This is a genomic window from Aliihoeflea sp. PC F10.4, from assembly GCF_054612275.1.
Map to the genome: position 1 here is coordinate 3,771,480 of NZ_JBTSWH010000001.1, position 18,580 is coordinate 3,790,059.

The 18,580-nt window shown below is 63.2% G+C and carries 17 protein-coding genes; 6 read left to right on the top strand and 11 right to left on the bottom strand.

Annotated features, from left to right (window positions below; genetic code table 11):
• Positions 1 to 34 precede the first annotated feature (34 nt).
• From ACX82Z_RS18910 to hutI, 5 genes are all read right to left on the bottom strand, one after another.
• Positions 35 to 1,363, bottom strand: coding sequence for a YjiH family protein (locus tag ACX82Z_RS18910; protein ID WP_459590577.1), 1,329 nt, complete (start codon positions 1,361 to 1,363; stop codon positions 35 to 37).
• Between the two features lie 71 nt (positions 1,364 to 1,434).
• Positions 1,435 to 3,108 carry a urocanate hydratase gene (hutU, locus tag ACX82Z_RS18915; protein ID WP_459590578.1) on the bottom strand — a complete coding sequence of 558 codons (1,674 nt, stop codon included), beginning with the start codon at positions 3,106 to 3,108 and terminating at the stop codon, positions 1,435 to 1,437.
• Between the two features lies 1 nt (position 3,109).
• On the bottom strand, positions 3,110 to 3,901 hold the full coding sequence (hutG, locus tag ACX82Z_RS18920; RefSeq protein WP_459590579.1) for an N-formylglutamate deformylase: 792 nt from the start codon (positions 3,899 to 3,901) through the stop codon (positions 3,110 to 3,112).
• Complete coding sequence (gene hutH / locus ACX82Z_RS18925) at positions 3,898 to 5,433, bottom strand: histidine ammonia-lyase (protein WP_459590580.1); 1,536 nt, start codon at positions 5,431 to 5,433, stop codon at positions 3,898 to 3,900. The genes hutG and hutH overlap by 4 nt, the downstream gene beginning before the upstream one ends.
• The gene (gene hutI / locus ACX82Z_RS18930; protein WP_459590582.1) at positions 5,430 to 6,626 is read right to left on the bottom strand and encodes an imidazolonepropionase; all 1,197 of its coding nucleotides are present in this window, start codon (positions 6,624 to 6,626) and stop codon (positions 5,430 to 5,432) included. Before hutI ends, hutH begins: the two co-directional genes overlap by 4 nt.
• Positions 6,627 to 6,702: 76 nt before the next feature.
• Between hutI and ACX82Z_RS18935 the strand changes: the two genes are divergently transcribed.
• The 4 genes from ACX82Z_RS18935 to ACX82Z_RS18950 all read left to right on the top strand — a co-directional run bounded on the left by ACX82Z_RS18935 (position 6,703) and on the right by ACX82Z_RS18950 (position 10,758).
• Entirely contained in the window at positions 6,703 to 8,070 is a 1,368-nt protein-coding gene (locus ACX82Z_RS18935; RefSeq protein WP_459590583.1) for a formimidoylglutamate deiminase, read from the top strand.
• A complete protein-coding gene (locus ACX82Z_RS18940; RefSeq protein WP_459590584.1) occupies positions 8,067 to 8,759 on the top strand; it encodes a GntR family transcriptional regulator in 693 nt (230 codons plus the stop codon). The genes ACX82Z_RS18935 and ACX82Z_RS18940 overlap by 4 nt, the downstream gene beginning before the upstream one ends.
• Before the next feature lie 49 nt (positions 8,760 to 8,808).
• Positions 8,809 to 9,495 (top strand): ribulose-phosphate 3-epimerase, encoded by a 687-nt coding sequence (gene rpe / locus ACX82Z_RS18945; protein WP_459590585.1) that lies wholly within the window; start codon positions 8,809 to 8,811, stop codon positions 9,493 to 9,495.
• 156 nt (positions 9,496 to 9,651) lie between these two features.
• Entirely contained in the window at positions 9,652 to 10,758 is a 1,107-nt protein-coding gene (locus ACX82Z_RS18950; protein WP_459590586.1) for an acyltransferase family protein, read from the top strand.
• A 35-nt stretch (positions 10,759 to 10,793) separates the two neighbouring features.
• Here ACX82Z_RS18950 and ACX82Z_RS18955 read toward each other — a convergent pair whose 3' ends face one another.
• Together ACX82Z_RS18955 and ACX82Z_RS18960 are read right to left on the bottom strand one after the other, a co-directional pair.
• A complete protein-coding gene (locus ACX82Z_RS18955) occupies positions 10,794 to 11,408 on the bottom strand; it encodes a ribonuclease D (RefSeq protein ID WP_459590587.1) in 615 nt (204 codons plus the stop codon).
• A gap of 61 nt (positions 11,409 to 11,469) precedes the next feature.
• On the bottom strand, positions 11,470 to 12,861 hold the full coding sequence (locus tag ACX82Z_RS18960) for a M20/M25/M40 family metallo-hydrolase (protein ID WP_459590588.1): 1,392 nt from the start codon (positions 12,859 to 12,861) through the stop codon (positions 11,470 to 11,472).
• A 160-nt stretch (positions 12,862 to 13,021) separates the two neighbouring features.
• Between ACX82Z_RS18960 and ACX82Z_RS18965 the strand changes: the two genes are divergently transcribed.
• Positions 13,022 to 13,813, top strand: coding sequence for a LysM peptidoglycan-binding domain-containing protein (locus ACX82Z_RS18965; RefSeq protein ID WP_459590589.1), 792 nt, complete (start codon positions 13,022 to 13,024; stop codon positions 13,811 to 13,813).
• A gap of 39 nt (positions 13,814 to 13,852) precedes the next feature.
• On the opposite strand, the gene ACX82Z_RS18970 is transcribed toward ACX82Z_RS18965, so the two are convergent.
• From ACX82Z_RS18970 to minC, 4 genes are all read right to left on the bottom strand, one after another.
• The gene (locus ACX82Z_RS18970; protein ID WP_459590590.1) at positions 13,853 to 14,041 is read right to left on the bottom strand and encodes a hypothetical protein; all 189 of its coding nucleotides are present in this window, start codon (positions 14,039 to 14,041) and stop codon (positions 13,853 to 13,855) included.
• Between the two features lie 49 nt (positions 14,042 to 14,090).
• Entirely contained in the window at positions 14,091 to 14,369 is a 279-nt protein-coding gene (gene minE, locus ACX82Z_RS18975) for a cell division topological specificity factor MinE (protein ID WP_459590591.1), read from the bottom strand.
• Positions 14,366 to 15,181, bottom strand: a complete 816-nt coding sequence (gene minD, locus ACX82Z_RS18980; RefSeq protein ID WP_459590592.1) for a septum site-determining protein MinD — start codon at positions 15,179 to 15,181, stop codon at positions 14,366 to 14,368. The genes minE and minD overlap by 4 nt, the downstream gene beginning before the upstream one ends.
• Before the next feature lie 112 nt (positions 15,182 to 15,293).
• Entirely contained in the window at positions 15,294 to 16,034 is a 741-nt protein-coding gene (gene minC / locus ACX82Z_RS18985) for a septum site-determining protein MinC (protein WP_459911884.1), read from the bottom strand.
• A 198-nt stretch (positions 16,035 to 16,232) separates the two neighbouring features.
• Between minC and ACX82Z_RS18990 the strand changes: the two genes are divergently transcribed.
• Positions 16,233 to 18,551, top strand: a complete 2,319-nt coding sequence (locus ACX82Z_RS18990) for a DNA translocase FtsK (protein ID WP_459590593.1) — start codon at positions 16,233 to 16,235, stop codon at positions 18,549 to 18,551.
• Positions 18,552 to 18,580 lie beyond the last annotated feature (29 nt).

The window sequence follows — 18,580 nt, forward strand, 5'->3', positions numbered from 1 at the left end:
TGTTTGAACAACACCGCGCCGCTTGTCATTTCCGTCAGGCGATCCAACCCATCGACACCGCGAACCACGCCACCGGCGCGGCCAGGAGGATCGAGGCGACCGTTCGCACGTACCAGATCACGACAAGCTGCCAGATTGAGATCGGGATCGTCGTCGCCATGACGCAGGGGATCGACGCCGACAGGAACAGGATCTGGCTGACACATACGATGCCGGCGATGAGGCGCGTCGCCGCGTCCGCTTCGGCCAGGAGCACAGCCGGCAGGAACATTTCTGCCAGCCCGGCCGACAGCGCGCTTGCTGCCTGCATCGGCTCGGAAAGTTGCACGAGCCATGTGAACGGATAGAGCGTCAGGCCCAGAACGTCGAAAAGCGGCGTATATTTAGATGCGAGCAGCCCCAGAAGTCCCACCGCCATAATGCTGGGCAGGATCAGCGATGCCATGCGCAAACCGTCGATCAGGCTGGACTTCAACAACGATAGCAGCGACGGCGCACGCGCGGCCTGTTCAAGCCCGGCGTCGATCGCGGCGGCGATGCGCCCGCGGCGTTCTGGCAAGGGCTGATCGCGGTCGCCCTCATGCTCCATCGAACTGATGGGCCACAGGCGAGCGACGATGGCCGATACGATGAAGGTTATGACCAGCGTCGACCAGAAGTAGAAGTTCCACATCTCCATGAGGCCAAGCGTGCGCGCTACGACGATCATGAAGGCGACGGAAACGGTCGCGAAACCGGTTGCGATGATCGCCGCCTCGCGGGTCGTGTACCGACCTTCCTTGTAGAGCCGATCGGTAATCAGCAGCGCCAGCGAATAGGACCCGACGAAGGAAGCGACCGCGTCGATGGCCGACCAGCCGGGTGTGCGCCAGACAGGGCGCATGACCGGCTGTACGATCACGCCGGTGAGTTCCAGCAGGCCGTAGCCGATCAGGAAACCGAGCGCCAGCGCGCCGATCGGCACGATGAGGCCGACCGACATGACGAGACGGTCGAACAGGAACGGCAGCATGTCTGGCTCGAAGATCGCGGCCGGCCCCACGCCGGCCAGAAACATGACCGTCAGGATGAGACCGAGAACACGCAACGCCGAGAACACCATCTCGGTGCGGTTCTTCTTCCAGCTTCCGGAAATGAACGGCGCCAGTGCACCATAGGCGATCAGCGCCGTCACGAAGACGATGGCGACGGGCCGGAAATTCGATGCGATGGCCGATGCGGCATGGTCGATCAGCAGTGTCGAACGCTCGTTGATCGTCACCGGTATGAAGAAAAAGAAGATGCCGATCGCCGAATAGACGATCAGCCGGAATGCGGCCATGCCGCGCGATCCCCGATCGCTGCCGATGCTCGTTTCGCTCATTTGTTCCCCATTTATGTTCGTTGCAAAGAAAAGGGCGACGCTTGCCGCGCCGCCCCGCTTGTTTCGCGATGCTATTTGCCGAGTATGCCGGGCAGGTCGAGCCCTTTTTCGCGCGCGCAGTCGAGCGCTTCGTCGTAGCCGGCATCCGCATGGCGCATGACGCCGGTCGCCGGATCGTTCCAGAGCACCCGCTCCAGTCGCCGCGCCGCATCGTCCGTGCCGTCCGCGACGACGACCATGCCCGAATGCTGCGAAAAGCCCATGCCGACGCCGCCTCCGTGATGCAGCGACACCCATGTCGCGCCGGACGCGGTGTTGAGCAGCGCGTTCAAAAGCGGCCAGTCGGACACAGCATCTGAGCCGTCCTTCATCGCTTCCGTCTCGCGGTTGGGCGACGCGACGGACCCGGAATCAAGGTGATCGCGGCCGATGACGACCGGCGCTTTCAGCTCGCCGTTTTTCACCATTTCGTTGAAGGCGAGGCCAAGGCGGTGGCGGTCGCCAAGCCCGACCCAGCAGATGCGCGCCGGCAGCCCCTGAAACGCGATGCGCTCCCGTGCCATGTCGAGCCAGCGATGCAGATGCGCGTTGTCGGGTAAGATTTCCTTCACCTTGGCGTCGGTCTTGTAGATATCTTCCGGGTCGCCCGAAAGCGCCGCCCAGCGAAACGGGCCGATGCCGCGACAGAAGAGCGGACGGATATAGGCCGGTACGAAACCGGGGAACGCGAAGGCGTTTTCAAGGCCCTCTTCCTTGGCGACCTGGCGGATATTGTTGCCGTAGTCGAGCGTCGGCACTCCCTGTTCGTGGAACGCGACCATCGCGGCAACATGCTCACGCATCGACGCGCGTGCAGCTTTTTCGACGGCTTTCGGATCGCTCTCGCGTTTCGCCTTCCACTCCTCGATCGTCCAGCCCTTCGGCAAATAGCCGTTGAGCGGATCATGCGCGGAGGTCTGGTCCGTCACGATGTCGGGGCGCACGCCGCGTCGCACAAGTTCGGGCACGATGTCGGCTGCGTTGCCCAGAAGGCCGACCGACTTGGCTTCGCCCGCCTTCGTCCAGCGATCGATCATCTCGAGCGCCTCGTCGAGGCTCGTTGCCTTTTCGTCGACATATCGGGTGCGCTGGCGAAAATCGATGCGGGTCTCATCGCATTCGATGGTGAGGCACGACGCGCCCGCCATGACGGCCGCCAGCGGCTGCGCGCCGCCCATGCCGCCAAGCCCGCCGGTCAGAATCCATTTGCCCTTCAGGTCGCCGCCATAATGCTGGCGGCCGGCTTCCACGAATGTCTCGTATGTGCCCTGCACGATGCCCTGCGTGCCGATATAAATCCACGAGCCGGCCGTCATCTGGCCGTACATCATCAGGCCGAGCTTATCGAGCTGGTTGAAATGGTCCCAGTCGGCCCAATGCGGCACGAGGTTGGAATTGGCGATCAGGACGCGGGGCGCATCCTTGTGGGTACGAAAGACGCCGACCGGCTTGCCGGATTGGACGAGCAGCGTCTGGTCTTCCTCGAGCGTCTTGAGGCTCGCGACGATAGTGTCGAAATCCGCCCATGTGCGTGCCGCGCGCCCGATGCCGCCATAGACGACAAGCTCGTTCGGGTTCTCGGCCACGTCCGGGTCGAGATTGTTCATCAGCATGCGAAGCGGCGCTTCCGTCGTCCAGTATTTCGCGTTCAGCTCCGCGCCGTGAGGGCTGCGGATTTCGCGAATATTGTGACGTGGATTGGTCATGTCAGGCTCCCAGCGTGAAAGCGCGGGCTTCGAGCCCAGCGAGAATAGATTTCAGGACGGCGCGCAAGGGTTCCGCGCGCGCCTCGTCATAGGCGAAGGGTTCGGTTTCGGAAGCGAGATAGGCCGACTGCGCAATCTCCATCTGGATCGCGTGGACACCGCTTCGAGGCTTTCCATAATGCCGCGTTGTCCAGCCACCCTTGAAGCGGCCATTCGCCACCCATGTCAGGCCGGACGCGGCAGCGACCGCTTCCACATCGGCGGCAAATTCAGGCGCCGAGGTCGCCCCATTATTCGTGCCGATGTTGAGCACCGGCAGTTCGCCCTCGAACAGGAACGGGCAGTGCGAGCGGATCGAGTGACAGTCGTAGAGGATCGCGACGCCGTGCAATTTCTTTACGCGTGCGATCTCGGCTTCGAGTGCCGCATGATAGGGCGCGTGCCAGTCCCGGAGGCGGCGCGCGATTTCGCCTGCGTCCGGCTCTTCTTGCCAGATCGGCTGGTTGTCGAAATCGGTCGTCGGCACCAAACTCGTCGTGTTCTGGCCGGGATAGAGGCTCTGGCCGGACGGATCGCGGTTGACGTCGATGACGTATCGATGGAAGTTGGCTTTCACCACCGTCGCATTCGGCAAAAGACCCGCATAGAGGCGATCGATATGCCAGTCCGTGTCGCGCAGGCGCAGGCCCTCGTCATTCAGCGTCGCCGTCACATCTTCGGGCAGATACGTGCCGGTGTGCGGCATGCCGAGGATGACGGGCGAGGAGCCCTGTTCGATGGCGACGGGGTTCATTCGTCCAACCCCGGCAGAATATCGGCACCGACGCTCGCATTGAGCGCGCCGGAGCGCACCAACTCACCAGCAGCTTCGAGGTCGTTCGCCATATAGCGATCCACCTCCAGAGACGGCACGACGGCACGGATCGCCCCCATCGCCTTCATCAGTTCGGCCGATGTCGTCAGCGGGGCGCGAAACTCGACACCCTGCGCAGCCGTCACCGCCTCGATGCCGACGATATGGGCGAGGTTGTCGGTCATTGCCAACAACCGGCGCGCGCCGTGGCAGGCCATGGAGACGTGGTCTTCCTGATTGGCGGAAGTCGGCGTCGAATCGACCGAGGCCGGATGCGCCATCTGCTTGTTCTCGCTCATCAGCGCGGCGGAGGTGACTTCCGCGATCATCAGGCCGGAATTCAGTCCGGGCTTTTTCGCCAGAAAGGCAGGCAGGCCGAACGACAGCGCCGGATCGACCAGAAGCGCGATGCGCCGCTGCGAAATCGCGCCGATCTCGCAGATCGCGAGCGCGATCTGGTCGGCGGCGAAGGCCACCGGCTCGGCATGGAAATTGCCGCCGGAGACGACCGAGCCGTCCGAAAGCACCAGCGGATTGTCGGTGACGGCGTTCGCCTCGATCACCAGCGTCTTTGCCGCCTGACGCAACACGTCGAGGCACGCGCCGTCGACCTGCGGCTGGCAGCGGATGCAATACGGGTCCTGCACGCGCTCGTCGCCCTCGCGATGGCTTTCGCGGATTTGCGAGCCATCCAGAAGCGCCCACAATGCAGAGGCCGTGTCGATCTGGCCTCGATGCCCGCGAAGGGCGTGGATTTCAGGATGGAACGGCGCGGAAGACCCCATTGCCGCATCGGTCGAAAGCGCGCCCGTTATCAGCGCCGCGTTCGCTGCTCGATGAGCCTTGAACAGTCCAGCCAAGGCAAGCGCGGTCGAGACCTGCGTGCCGTTGATCAGCGCCAGACCTTCTTTGGCGGCGAGCGTGATCGGCATAAGCCCGGCGCGCTTCAGCGCCTCCGCGCCGGCGAGCCTTTCGCCGGCGAAATACGCCTCACCCTCGCCGATCATTGCAGCGGTCATATGCGCCAGCGGTGCAAGGTCGCCCGACGCGCCGACCGAGCCTTTCTCGGGGATGACAGGGACGACGCCCTTGTCCAGCATCGCCTCAATCAGTTCGACCGTCGCCGGCTGCACGCCCGATGCACCGCGCCCCAGCGAGGCAAGCTTCAAGGCCATGATCAGCCGGACGATTTCGCCCGGCAGGGGCGCACCCACACCGCAGCAATGCGACAGGATCAAATTGCGCTGGAGCGTAGCGACGTCGCCCGCCGCGATCTTGACCGAGGCGAGCTTCCCAAAACCGGTGTTAATGCCGTAGACGGGCGTATCGCCCCTGGCGATATCCGCGATGATCTTCGCGGCGCGCTCGATGCCCGGACGGCTGGCATCATCGAGCCGTGCCCCGGCGTCATTCCAGTAAATTTCGTAAAGCTGGTCGAGCGTTACGGAACCCGGTGTCAGGATGACGTTCATCCGACGATCCTTTCACGGAGCGCATTGAAGCCGATGCGATAGGCAAGTTCGGACGGATGCGCGGCGTCCCATACCGCCAGTTCGGCACGCTTGCCGGGCTCCACAGTGCCGATCTCGCTCGCCAGCCCGAGCGCGTGCGCCGCGTTGCGTGTCAGTCCGGCGAGCGCTTCTTCCGGCGTCAGGCGAAACAAAGTCGCCGCCATGTTCATGGTCAAAAGCGGGGATGCGAGCGGCGAAGAACCGGGATTGCAGTCAGTCGCAATAGCGATTCGAACGCCGGTTGAGCGCAGGGCTTCGACCGGCGGATATTGCTTTTCCCGCAGCGTATAGAACGCACCCGGCAGAAGCACCGCCACCGTGCCGGACGCGGCCATCGCGGCAATGCCGTCCGCGCCCAGATATTCCAGATGATCTGCCGAGAGCGCGCCATGCTCCGCCGCGAGCTTCGCGCCGCCGAGGTCCGACAATTGCTCGGCGTGGAGTTTGACCGCCAGCCCGAGCGCCTTCGCCTTATCGAAGACACGAGCGATCTGGTCAGTTGAAAACGCGATGCCTTCGCAAAACCCGTCGACGGCATCGATCAGGCCCTCTTCGGCACCCTCTTTCATGCCGGGCAGCACCACCTCGTCGATATAGGCGTCCGAGCGGCCTTTGTACTCGACCGGCACGGCATGGGCAGCGAGGTAGCTCGTCTTCACGCGCACCTTGCGCAGCCGGCCAAGCTCGCGCGCGGCGCGCAGCATCTTCAACTCGTCCTCGACGCTCAAGCCGTAGCCAGACTTGATCTCGACGGTGCCGACGCCTTCGGCGATCATCGCATCGAGGCGCGGCAGCGCCTGTCGCGCGAGTTCCTGTTGCGAAAGGCCGCGCGTGGCCGAAACGGTCGAGACGATGCCGCCGCCCGCTCGCGCGATCTCCTCATAGGTCGCGCCTTCCAGGCGCATTTCGAATTCGCGCGCGCGGTTTCCACCGAAGACGAGATGGGTGTGGCAATCGATCAAAGCCGGCGTGACGAGCCGGCCTTCCATGTCGCGCGTCTCGTATTCGTCGAACTCTTCGGAAAAGTCCTGCACCCGGCCGGCAAAGACGATGCGTCCGTCGTTTATTGCCACCGCGCCGTCCTCGACGAGGCCGTAGGGCGCGCCGCCCTCGGCCATCGTCGCGAGCGTTAAATTCGTCAGAAGCGTTTTCATCGACACCGCCTGGCGCTTGATCCGATAGGTGATTACGCTATTATGTATAGACATATTGTGTCAATCGGGATTTGCCATGACCGCCATCTTCGCTGAAACCGCACTCCTTCCAGACGGCTGGCGCGAAAATGTCCGCGTCAAAATCGATGCCGACGGCAAGATCTCCGCGGTCGAAACCGACGCTTCGACAGCAAGCGAAGACGAGCGCGTGAAGGTGCTGCTGCCAGCGCTTTCGAACCTTCACAGCCACACATTCCAGCGCGCCATGGCCGGGCTGACGGAGAGGCGTGGCCCGAGCGGCCGCGATTCCTTCTGGACATGGCGGGAGGTTATGTACCGCTTCCTCGACATCCTCTCGCCCGACGAGATCGAGGCCATCGCCGCCTTCGCCTTCATGGAAATGCAGGAGGCCGGATTTTCGGCCGTTGCCGAGTTTCACTATCTCCACAACCGGCAGGGCGGTGGCGCTTACGACGATCCGGGCGAGCTTGCCGCACGCATTGTCGCGGCAAGCCGGACAACCGGCATCGGCCTGACGCTCTTGCCCGTTCATTACGCGCAAGGCGGCGTCGACGGCAGGCCGCTCAAGGGTGGGCAGCTTCGCTTCGCCAATTCGCTCGACGGTTTCGTCAGGCTTCTGGCGCGTTCCGAGGAATTGGCGAAGGGCCGCGCTGATACGGTCGTCGGCCTTGCGCCACACTCGCTGCGCGCTGTGCCGGTCTCTGACCTTGCCGAGCTTGCCCGACTGCGACCTGACCGACCGATCCACATGCACATCGCCGAGCAGGAAGCGGAAATCGAGGAAACGATCGCCGTTCTCGGCGCGCGCCCGATGGACTGGCTCCTCGCAAATCACGACGTCGATCAGCGCTGGTGCCTGATTCACTGCACCCATATGGAACCCGGCGAAACGGAGAAACTGGCCGCATCGGGCGCCGTCGCTGGCCTTTGCCCCATCACAGAAGCCAATCTGGGCGACGGCATTTTCGACGGCGAACGCTTTCTTGGCCATGGCGGTCGGTTCGGCGTCGGCTCCGATTCCAACATCTCGATCTCCACCATCGGCGAATTGCGCCAGCTCGATTATTCGCAGCGCCTTCGCGACCGCGCCCGCGTCGTTCTCGCCGAGCCTTCCGGTTCGGTCGGGCGGCGGCTCTACGGGGCCGCGCTTGCAGGCGGCGCGCAGGCGCTCGGTCGCGCATCCGGCGCGATCGAAACCGGCAAATTCGCCGACATGGTCGCCATCGACCCCGCGCGTGACGGTTTGCACGGGCTGAAAAGCGATCTGACCCTCGATGCATGGATGTTCGCGGGCAGCCGCGAAGCGGTCACGGATGTCTGGTCGGCGGGCCGCCATATGGTAAGGGAGGGACGCCACGTCGCACGCGAGGATATATCCGCGCGATATGGCGCTTGCCTTTCCTCGATCATGGATCGTCTGTGACCGCACGCTCTTCCTACCGCACCATCCGCGACGAGATCTCGCGCCGCATCGCCAGCCGCGTATGGTTGCCCGGCGCGCTGATCCCCGGCGAGGAGGCGCTGGCGGGCGAGTTCGGCGCGGCCCGCGCGACGGTCAACCGCGCCTTGCGCGAGCTTGCCGAACAGGGTCTGGTCGAGCGTCGGCGCAAGGCGGGAACGCGCGTTGCGCTTCATCCCGTGCGCGAGGCTCGCTTTGCGATTCCATTGGTTCGGCAGGAGGTGGAAGCTGCCGGACAGGTCTACAGCTACCGATTGTTGTCGAGCGACCTGATCGCCGCGCCCAACGCGATTGCCGAACGGCTTCATTTGCCCGGTGGAACGCGACTTCGCCATGTGCGCGCTTTACATTATGCCGATGGCGCACCGTTCCAGTTCGAGGACCGGTATATCGTCATCGACACCGTGCCCGAGGCCGCCTCCGCTGATTTCGCGACCATCGGCCCGAACGAATGGCTGGTCGAGACCGCACCCTTCACCCATGCTGAATTCGCCTTCTTTGCCGACATAGCCGGCGAGGAAGCGCAATATCTCGATATTGCACCCGGCGCGCCGGCCTTCGTCGGCGAGCGCGTCACATGGCTCGCGCAAAAGCCGATCACCCTCGTGCGTATGGTTCATCCCCCCGCCTATCGCATGGTGACAAAGCTCTGATTTGCCGCTAGGCGAAGCGCGACGAAACCCGCGCGCCGGAGCCTGCCCCGTGACCAGCCCTACCCTCATCGCCCCTTCCGTCCTGTCGGCGGATTTCTCGCGGCTCGGCGACGAGGTCGAGGCCGTCGTCGCGGCGGGCGCGGATTGGATTCATCTCGACGTGATGGACGGGCATTTCGTGCCGAACATCACCTTCGGTCCGCAGATCATCAAGTCGATCCGAAATCGCACCGACAAGGTGTTCGACTGCCATTTGATGATTACGCCTGCCGATCCCTATCTCGCTGCGTTCGCCGATGCCGGCTGCGACATCATCACAGTGCATGCCGAGGCCGGTCCGCATCTCGACCGCTCGTTGCAGGCGATCCGTAATCTCGGCAAAAAGGCCGGCGTCTCGCTCAACCCCTCGACGCCCGAAAGCGTCATCGAATACGTGCTCGACCGTCTCGACCTCGTCCTCCTGATGACCGTCAATCCCGGCTTCGGCGGGCAGGCGTTCATTCCGGCAGTCGTCGAAAAGGTACGCCGCGTGAAAGCGCTGATCGGTGATCGACCCATCGATATCGAGATCGACGGTGGCGTGACACCTGAAACCGCGCCTCTGGTGGCAAAAGCCGGAGCGAACGTGCTCGTCGCCGGCTCGGCCGTCTTCAAGGGCGGCACGACCGAAGCATACGCCAAGAACATCGATGCGATCCGACAGGCATCCGACGGCGCGCGTGGGCTGATCGTCTGAAGCGTTAATCGCTCGCTGAAACTTTGAATCGAATTCGCACGTTGCAGGCAAGGTCTCGTTAAGGTTTACATTTGGTTTTAACCGGCCGTTAACACATCGGACAACTTATCCGCGTATTTTGCGGGCTCGGGGTTTCTCGTTTCGAGGGTGGGTACCGTGCAGTCAGTCGATCAGGGAATCGGGGCCGGCCGTGTCGGCTGGGTGGATGCTGCCAAGGGCATCTGCATCATTTTCGTCGTCATGATGCATTCGACGCTCGGCGTTGGCGTCGCGATGGACGGACAGGGCTGGCTTCATGCCGTGGTCGAGTTTGCCCGGCCCTTCCGTATGCCGGACTTCTTCCTTATTTCCGGCCTCTTCCTCGGCCTCGTCATCGATCGGCCATGGATGCGCTATCTCGACCGCAAGGTCGTGCATTTCGCCTATTTCTATGTCCTGTGGCTGACGATCCAGTTCGCCTTCAAGGCACCCGGCATGGCGATGGAAGACGGCGTTGCCGGAACCGCGCAGCATTATCTCATCTCTTTCGTCGAACCGTTCGGCACGCTGTGGTTCATCTACATCCTGCCGATCTTCTTCCTCGTCACGCGTCTGATGAAATCGGTTCCGATCGTTCTCGTGTTCGCTGCGGCAGCTGCGCTTGAGATCCTGCCGATCAAGACCGGCTGGATGCTTGCCGACGAGTTCGCCTCGCGTTACGTCTATTTCTTCGCCGGCTATGCGTTTGCCACCAACATCTTCCGCATCGCTTCGTGGCTGCAGGCCCGCCCGCTGGCGGCGCTGGCGATCCTCGCGGTGTGGGCGCCGATCAATGGCTGGCTGGTCTTCACCCATGCCCCGGCATATCTGATGCATCTCGTCACGGCGGAACTCGGCGAAACCGGCGCGACTAACGGCCTGTCGGAACTGCCCTTCATCTCGCTCGCGCTCGGCTTTGCCGGCGCGCTTGCGGTCGTGGCGGTCGCGGCGCTTATCGCCGAGCGTCCATGGAGCCGCTGGCTCTCCTGGCTCGGCGCGCATTCGATCGTGATCTATCTCGCCTTTTTCCTGCCGATGGCGGTTTCCCGCGCGATCCTGATGCGCACTGGCCTCGACATCGGCACAATGTCGGCGCTGGTGACAGTCGCGGGCATCGCCGGACCGGTCGTGCTCTATGGCCTCATCCAGTGGACCGGCTATGGCCGCTTCCTGTTCGAGCGGCCCGACTGGGCACATATCGACAGGCCGCGCGTCACCGAAAGGCCGATCGTTCCGGCGGAATGAAAAAGGCGGCCCAAGGCCGCCTTTTCCTTATCGCTCTAGCTATGGGCGAAGATGTCCTGCTCGTCCCAACCCATCAGGTCCAGCTTGGCGCGGGTCGGAAGGAAACCGAAACACGCTTCCGCCTCGCCGAGCCGGTTCTCACGCACCAGTCGCTCCGTCAGCTTGTCACGCAGGCCATGGAGGTAGAGAACGTCGGATGCCGCATAGTCCAATTGCTCCGGCGTCAACGTCTCCGCGCCCCAATCGGACGATTGCTGCTGCTTCGACAGGGAGACGCCCAAAAGCTCGGAGCACACATCCTTCAGCCCGTGCCGGTCCGTGTAGGTGCGCGTCAGGCGCGAGGCGATCTTGGTGCAAAAGACCGGCCCCGCCATCACGCCGAAGGCATGATAGAGCACCGCGATATCGAAGCGGCCGAAATGGAAGAGCTTCGTCTTCGTGCGGTCGGCCAAGAGCGCCTTGATGTTCGGTGCATCGGTCTGGCCAGCCGCGATCTGCACCACATCCGCCGTGCCGTCGCCCGGCGAAAGCTGGACGACACATAGCCGGTCGCGATGCGGGTTGAGGCCGAGCGTTTCAGTGTCGATCGCGACATCACCGGTGTAGGCGGAAAGGCCCGGCAGATCGCCTTTGTGAAAACGTACGTTCATGGCGATTACCCCTTCTCATTTCGCATGATGTTGCCCAAAAACCGGATACCACTTTTCGGCATCATGCGCCCGCCAGCGCGTCGAGGATGCGCGCCCAGCTGCGCTGACCCTTGGCGAAGGACGTCAGATTGTACTTCTCGTTGGGGGAATGGATGCGGTCGTCGTCGAGACCGAAGCCGACGAGCAGCGATTCCATGCCGAGCATCGACTGGAAATCGCCGACGATCGGGATCGAGCCGCCCATGGCGATCATGACGGCTGGCTTTTGCCACTCGTCGGTCAGCGCGGTCTGCGCCTTTACTAGGAACGGCGCGTCGTAGGAAAGCTGGATCGCGCCCGAGCCGCCATGCGGATGGAACTCGACCGAACAATCGGACGGGAGCCGCTCTTCGACGAACTTGCGGAAGTTGTCGCGGATCGCAACCGGGTCCTGCTTGCCGACAAGGCGGAACGAGACCTTTGCGGAAGCCTCGGCCGCAATCACGGTCTTGAAGCCCTTGCCGGTATAGCCGCCCTGAATGCCATTGAACTCGGCGGTTGGCCGCGACCAGATCAGTTCGAGAATGTCACGTCCCTTTTCGCCGGAAGGTTCGGCAAGGCCGATCGGTCCGAGGAAGCTTTCCGCCGTCAGACCGAGACCCTTCCAGGACTCCAGAATCTGCGTCGGCACCTCTTCGACGCCATCGTAAAAGCCGGGGATAGTGACACGGCCAGTCTCGTCGTGGATGTCGGCCAGGATTTTCGACAGGATGCGGATCGGGTTCGCGGCAGCGCCGCCATAATGACCCGAATGAAGATCGAAGTCGGCCGCCTTGACCGTAATTTCCTCGCCGACGAGACCGCGCAATGCGACCGAGATCGCCGGGGTTTCGGCATCCCACATGCCGGTGTCACAGACGAGCGCAAAATCAGCCTTTAGCTCGTCGGCGTTGGTGTCGAGGAAGGGTTTCAGCGAAGGCGAGCCGGATTCTTCTTCGCCCTCGAACAGGATCGACACCTTGCAAGGCAGCGCGCCGTGAACGGCCTTATAGGCGCGGCAGGCCTCCACGAAGGTCATCAACTGGCCCTTGTCGTCGGCCGAGCCACGTCCCGTGATCACTTTCACGCCGTCGCGTTCGATCACCTTGGCTTCGAACGGATCGGCATCCCACAGATCGAGCGGGTCGACGGGCTGCACATCATAATGACCGTAGAAAAGAACGTGTGGGACATTTTCGCCGGCCGGGCCATCGTGATGGGCAACGACCATCGGATGACCTTCCGTGTCGCGAACCGACGCGTCGAAGCCGATCGTCTTCAAATCCTCCACCAGCCATTCGGCCGCGCGCCGGCAGTCGGCGTCGTAGTCCGGGTCCGTCGAGATGGACGGGATTTTCACGAGTTCCGCCAGACGAACGATCGATGCGTCGAGATCGGCGTCGAGACGGGCAAGGACGGGGGAAATGTCGGTCATGAATGCGCCTTTCGAATTCTTTCGGCACGTGTCTAGTCCAATGGCGCGCCATGGTGAAGCCGCTGGCGACAAATTGCGTGATGCCAAGGCCACGCATTCACGCGCCGTTCAGCCAAACTGCCCTATCTGTCAGCCGAACACGCCTTTCAGGGACAACACCATGCGCCGTTTCCGCACTTCTCTTCTTGCTCTCGCCCTTTCCGCTTCCGTCATCGCACCGACGATCCTGATCGAGCCCGCCAGCGCGCAGGGTCGCATGGTCGAGCGCGAAGTCTCGCGCTATCAGGTGCGCAGCGGCGACACGCTGTCGTCGATCGCCCGCGCCGCCAATATCTCGCTGCGCGAATTGCAGGCGCTGAACCCGGATGTCGATGCGCGCTTTCTTCGCGTCGGCCAGACCATCTACCTGCCCGCAACCGCCGGTCCGGTCTCGCGTGTATCGGCAGAACTCGACACATATCGCGGGCGCATCGACGATCAGGTGGTGATCTACGGATCGGGCTTTCGTCCGGGCGAACGTGTGCGCGTGCTTATCGGCGAAGGCCCATATCGCCTCAATGGCGACGTGACGCTGCGCGCCAACCGGCGCGGCGACGTCGAGGCAAGCGTCGACCTGCCGCGCTGGGCGCGGCCGGGTTCGGCAGTCTATTTCGGACTCGAATCGCGCGACAGCAATGCGCGGGCCGTTATCTCACGACCCTATGAAGTGGCAGGTCGCCGACCTGCGCCACAGCCCGACCGGGGCCGGATCGAGATGAGCGGAACGCTGACGCGGCAAGGCGCGGAATGCCCCGTGATGCGCGGGGATGACGGACGCACCTATTCGCTGGCAGGCGAATTGCGCGGCTTTCGCCCTGGCGACCGCATCTTCGTGGAAGGTCGTATCGCCGAAATGTCGATCTGCCAGCAGGGCACGACGATCGACGTGAGGCGCGTATCGCAGGCTGATTGATACCGGGCGCTTTAAAGCCGCGCCCGGCGAACTGTGCCTTCAGTGGCCGGGCTTTTGCGCCGGAGTCGCTCTGGGAGCCGGCGGCTGGAGCGCCATTTCGCAGACCTCGATGTGGCGCGCGAGTGCGTCGCGCGACAGCATCGCCGAAACGGTGGTGATGTCGCGCGCCTCGTATTTCGGCATCTGCTGGAGTTCCTTCAGCCGTTGCAGAAGTTCGAGTCTCGTCATGGCGTCAAGCTCCTAGTTGCGATTGCGATTGCAGCGCCCCGAATCCGGTTCAGGCCGCTTTTTTCTTCGTCTTCGACGCATCGAACGGAATTTCGACGTCGACCGCGAGCGTCGAGACCTTCTCGCCGCGCTCGAGCTTGACGTTCACCTTCTCGCTGTCGATCTGCATATGCTTGGCGATGACGGCCATGATCTCGTCGCGCAGGACGTTGACGAGGTCGGACGTGCCGGTCGAGGCGCGTTCATGGGCGAGCAGGACCTGAAGCCGCTCGCGAGCGGCGGGCGCAGAATTGCCCGGCGTGCGGGTGAAAAATTTGAAAAGGTTCATGCCGCCTTCCTCCCGAACATCCGGGACAGGAAGCCGCGCTTTTCGCCCGGAACGGTGACAGGGATTTCCTCGCCATTCAGGCGGCGAACGGCGTCGAAATAAGCGCGAGCAGGCGCGCTGTCGCCGTCGGCGAGCGTGACCGGCGAGCCGACGTTCGAAGCGCGCAGGACGTCCATGCTCTCGGGGATGATGCCGAGCAGCGGGATCGACAGGATTTCGAGGACGTCGTCGACCTTGAGCATGTCGCCGCGTTCGGCCCGCAACGGATCGTAGCGCGTGAGCAGCAGATGCTTTTCGACTCGCTCGCCCTTTTCGGCCTTCAGCGTCTTGGAATCCAGAAGGCCGATGATGCGATCCGAATCGCGCACCGACGAGACTTCGGGGTTGGTCACGATGATGGCGACGTCGGCATGGCGCATGGCCAAGGTCGCGCCGCGCTCGATGCCGGCCGGGCTGTCGCAGATGACCCAATCGAAGTTTTTCTTCAGTGCGGAAATGACCTTCTCGACGCCCTCGGTCGTCAGATTGTCCTTGTCGCGTGTCTGCGAGGCCGGCAGCAGATAGAGCGATTCCACGCGCTTGTCGCGGATCAGCGCCTGCGTCAGCTTGGCGTCGCCCTGGATGACGTTGACGAGGTCGTAGACGACCCGGCGCTCGGCACCCATGACGAGGTCGAGATTGCGAAGGCCGACGTCGAAATCGACGACCACGACCTTGGCGCCGTTCTTGGCGAGCGCCGCGCCCAGTGCGGCACTGGAAGTCGTCTTGCCGACGCCGCCCTTGCCAGATGTGACAACGATTACCTTGCCCATTTCCCTCTCCTGTTCGCCCGCGCCCGTCATTTCCATGTCATTCCAATTCCCGATTCACCGTGCATGCGCACTTTCGAATCCCGATAGATCGCGCGCCTTGCGCGAGTGTGGATCACGCCAGTGGCTCGATCTCGATCGTCTCGCCTTCCAGCCAGATCTGGACGGCCTTGCCGCGCCAGTTCGGCTCCATGTCCTCGGCGGTCTTGTAGAAGCCGTCGATCGCGATCAGTTCGGCTTCCAGCTTGCGGCAGAAGATGCGCGCCTCGCCATTGCCCATCGTTCCGGCAAGCGCGCGCCCGCGCAGCGTGCCGTAGACATGAATGGAGCCGCCCGCGACCACTTCCGCGCCCGACGCTACCGAACCGACGATGGTGACGTCGCCTTCAGGAAAAATCAGCGACTGGCCGGACCGGACCGGCTCGGTGACGACGAGCGAGGCGACGGGCCGCGCCTGCGGCTCGTGACGAATTGGCGCTGAGGCTGCCTCGTCTTCCGGCTGCTCGGACTCGGCCTTTTCTTCCGGTGCCTCGAAATCGGCTGCCGGACGGCCATCCGTCATCGCCGGCGGCAAGGCCGAATCAAGCAGCGAAGCGCGTGCGCCCTCGATGCCCATGATCCGCACGTTGCGCGTGCCCAGTTCATCGACGAGACGGCGCAGTTCGCCCTTGTCGATCTCCAGTGCCGCGACATCGAGCACGACCGGCCGACGCAGGAAAAACCCCGCCGAACGGGCAGCCAGATCGTCGAGACGCGCCAGCCAGTCCTCGAAAGGAAGTTCGGGCGTCAGGACCAATGCGAGGAAGGAGCGACCCTTGAGGCGGATCGGCCGGGACTGTGTTAACAATTTGATCATCATCGTTAATTTTCTATTGCACCCAGCTAGCCGCGAAATGGTTAACAAGTCGTTAACCATTTGCCCGAACGGTGTTTCGTCCACCGCCGTTGCATGATGACCACGACGAAAAGATGGATGGGAAAACGGCTCGCTCAAAAAGGGTCTGTTAACCACGGCTTTCTATCAATTGGGTCGAACCAGCCGAGAGTCTTCCGCATGTCATCGCCGCGACCCACCCGCGCCAATATCATCCCGATTTCCCGCTACACCGCCGTTTCGACGGCAAGACCGGAGGACGCCGACGCGCCCATGCCGACCGCATCGCACGAGCAGCCCGACGCTCCGAAGCCCGAATGGGAAAAGCATTTCTTCATGGCTCCGAATGTGCGTTTCACGCGCACGCCCGATCGCCCTGCGACGCGGCCGGGCGACGAGCAGGCCGCAGCACCTGAAGTCGATGCCTCCATCGAGCTGACGCCCGCGAATACGCAGCCGGCACCCTCTCCCGCCGATGCTCCGGCAGCGCAGCAGCCGGTCGCGAAATCCATTGCCGCAGGTGGAAACTGGGACGTGATCGCGCTGTCTTCATTGCTGGCCGAGGCGCTGGACGAGCCCGTCGCACGCGCAGAGCCTCAGCCGGCAGCGCAAATTCCGGTTGGCCCCATCGCCTATCTGTCCGATCACGCCTTCTTCGATCTTGGAATCGTACCGAACGACGACGCGCCGATCAAAAGCCCTGTTGCGAAGCCGGCGGCGAGCACAGTTCCGGCGAAGCATCCGGTTGTCGCCACCCCGGCTCCCGCCCCTGCCACGACAGACGACGTTTCGAACCTCTACCGTGTTATCGATTGCGGCGCGGGCGCCACGCCGACGAGCCGGGAGGCGGTAACGCCGGTCATCCAGGTGGCAGCGCCTGTTGCCACGCCCGAGCCTACCCGTCCCGCTCGCGCGGTTATGGCACCTGCCCATCGGCCCACCATGCCCTCGCTTCCCGCAGGCGCGGTTATGACAACAACCGCCTCGATCGACGGTTACGAACTGCCCTCGCCGGACCTTTTGCAACTGCCGCCATCCGGGCAGGGCTTCTACATGACGCAGGAGCGTCTGGAGCAGAACGCCGACCTTCTGGAAAGCGTTCTGGAGGATTTCGGCGTCAAGGGCGAGATCATCCATGTGCGCCCTGGCCCCGTCGTCACGCTCTACGAATTTGAGCCTGCGCCAGGCGTCAAGTCGAGCCGCGTCATCAACCTCGCCGACGATATTGCCCGCTCGATGTCGTCCGTTTCGGCACGCGTGGCCGTTGTGCCCGGCCGCAACGTCATCGGCATCGAGCTGCCGAACGAGGAACGCGAGACCGTCTATTTCCGCGACATGATCGAATCGGACGAATTCGGCCGGTCGACGGCCAAGCTCGCACTTTGCCTCGGCAAGGATATCGGCGGCGAACCAATTATCGCCGATCTTGCCCGCATGCCGCATCTGCTCGTCGCGGGTACGACCGGCTCCGGCAAGTCCGTCGCCATCAACACCATGATCTTGTCGCTGCTCTACCGGCTGAAGCCGGAGGAATGCCGGCTCATCATGGTCGACCCGAAGATGCTGGAACTGTCCGTCTATGACGGCATCCCGCACCTTTTGACGCCCGTCGTCACCGACCCGCACAAGGCCGTGACGGCGCTTAAATGGGCGGTACGCGAGATGGAGGACCGCTATCGCAAGATGGCGCGGCTCGGCGTGCGCAACATAGACGGCTACAACTCCCGCGCCGCAAGCGCCCGCGAGGCCGGCGAGACAGTCGTCATGCAGGTGCAGACCGGCTTCGAGAAGGGAACCGGCGAGCCGACCTTCGAGGAGCGGGAGATCGACCTCTCGCATATGCCGTTCATCGTCGTCATCGTCGATGAGATGGCCGATTTGATGATGGTCGCCGGCAAGGAGATCGAGGGCGCGATCCAGCGCCTCGCGCAGATGGCACGCGCCGCTGGTATCCACCTTATCATGGCGACCCAGCGTCCGTCGGTCGACGTCATCACCGGCACGATCAAGGCGAACTTCCCGACCCGCATTTCCTTTCAGGTCACCTCGAAGATCGACAGCCGCACCATTCTCGGCGAACAGGGAGCCGAACAGCTCCTCGGCCAGGGCGACATGCTCCACATGGCCGGCGGCGGGCGTCTGGCGCGTGTTCATGGCCCCTTCGTCTCGGATGCCGAGGTCGAAAAGGTCGTCGCGCATCTGAAGACGCAGGCGGCACCCGAATATCTGGAAACGGTAACGGAAGACGAGGACGAAATTGCCTCGGACGAGACCGACGCCGTCGAGATGACGTCCGTGGATTCAGATGACGGCGACGCACTCTTTTCCGAAGCGGTCAAGGTCGTCACGCGCGACAAGAAGTGCTCGACATCCTACATCCAGCGCCGTCTCGGTGTCGGCTACAACCGGGCCGCATCGCTCGTCGAGCGCATGGAGCAGGAAGGGCTTGTCGGCGCACCCAACCATGTCGGCAAGCGCGAAATCCTCATCGGCAAATAAACAAAAACGGCGGCGAGATTTCGCCGCCG

What these genes read in the sequence shown, in the direction of transcription:
- ACX82Z_RS18910 (WP_459590577.1), bottom strand. Translation starts at nt 1,363, where the DNA reads ATGAGCGAAACGAGCATCGGCAGCGATCGGGGATCGCGCGGCATGGCC.
- hutU (WP_459590578.1), bottom strand. Translation starts at nt 3,108, where the DNA reads ATGACCAATCCACGTCACAATATTCGCGAAATCCGCAGCCCTCACGGC.
- hutG (WP_459590579.1), bottom strand. Translation starts at nt 3,901, where the DNA reads ATGAACCCCGTCGCCATCGAACAGGGCTCCTCGCCCGTCATCCTCGGC.
- hutH (WP_459590580.1), bottom strand. Translation starts at nt 5,433, where the DNA reads ATGAACGTCATCCTGACACCGGGTTCCGTAACGCTCGACCAGCTTTAC.
- hutI (WP_459590582.1), bottom strand. Translation starts at nt 6,626, where the DNA reads ATGAAAACGCTTCTGACGAATTTAACGCTCGCGACGATGGCCGAGGGC.
- ACX82Z_RS18935 (WP_459590583.1), top strand. Translation starts at nt 6,703, where the DNA reads ATGACCGCCATCTTCGCTGAAACCGCACTCCTTCCAGACGGCTGGCGC.
- ACX82Z_RS18955 (WP_459590587.1), bottom strand. Translation starts at nt 11,408, where the DNA reads ATGAACGTACGTTTTCACAAAGGCGATCTGCCGGGCCTTTCCGCCTAC.
- ACX82Z_RS18960 (WP_459590588.1), bottom strand. Translation starts at nt 12,861, where the DNA reads ATGACCGACATTTCCCCCGTCCTTGCCCGTCTCGACGCCGATCTCGAC.
- ACX82Z_RS18965 (WP_459590589.1), top strand. Translation starts at nt 13,022, where the DNA reads ATGCGCCGTTTCCGCACTTCTCTTCTTGCTCTCGCCCTTTCCGCTTCC.
- ACX82Z_RS18970 (WP_459590590.1), bottom strand. Translation starts at nt 14,041, where the DNA reads ATGACGAGACTCGAACTTCTGCAACGGCTGAAGGAACTCCAGCAGATG.
- minE (WP_459590591.1), bottom strand. Translation starts at nt 14,369, where the DNA reads ATGAACCTTTTCAAATTTTTCACCCGCACGCCGGGCAATTCTGCGCCC.
- minD (WP_459590592.1), bottom strand. Translation starts at nt 15,181, where the DNA reads ATGGGCAAGGTAATCGTTGTCACATCTGGCAAGGGCGGCGTCGGCAAG.
- minC (WP_459911884.1), bottom strand. Translation starts at nt 16,034, where the DNA reads ATGATCAAATTGTTAACACAGTCCCGGCCGATCCGCCTCAAGGGTCGC.
- ACX82Z_RS18990 (WP_459590593.1), top strand. Translation starts at nt 16,233, where the DNA reads ATGTCATCGCCGCGACCCACCCGCGCCAATATCATCCCGATTTCCCGC.